The organism is Paraburkholderia sp. SIMBA_053 (assembly GCF_046534895.1).
Taxonomy (GTDB): domain Bacteria; phylum Pseudomonadota; class Gammaproteobacteria; order Burkholderiales; family Burkholderiaceae; genus Paraburkholderia; species Paraburkholderia caledonica.
Window position 1 is genome coordinate 1 of record NZ_JAWRXU010000887.1, and the last position, 264, is coordinate 264.

The window sequence follows — 264 nt, forward strand, 5'->3', positions numbered from 1 at the left end:
TGGTTTCTCGTGATGACGCATAACCATGCGCTCGATTTTTCGCTCGCCGAACGCATCATGCGGCGGACCGACTTTTCTTACTTCGGCATGATCGGTTCGAAGACGAAGCGCGTGAAGTTCGAGCGGCGTTTGCTGGAGCGTGGCGTGGAGCTTGAACGGCTTGAGCAGATGACGTGTCCGATCGGCGTGCCCGGCATCGTCGATAAGGCGCCTGCGATGATCGCCGTCGCGGTGTGCGCGGAGTTGTTGCAGGTTCGCGGGCGG

At 60.6% G+C, this 264-nt stretch carries 1 protein-coding gene; it reads left to right on the forward strand.

Annotated elements, in window-relative coordinates:
- A partial coding sequence (locus tag SB753_RS38165) for an XdhC family protein (protein ID WP_410805305.1) occupies positions 1–264 on the forward strand: 264 nt, incomplete at both ends.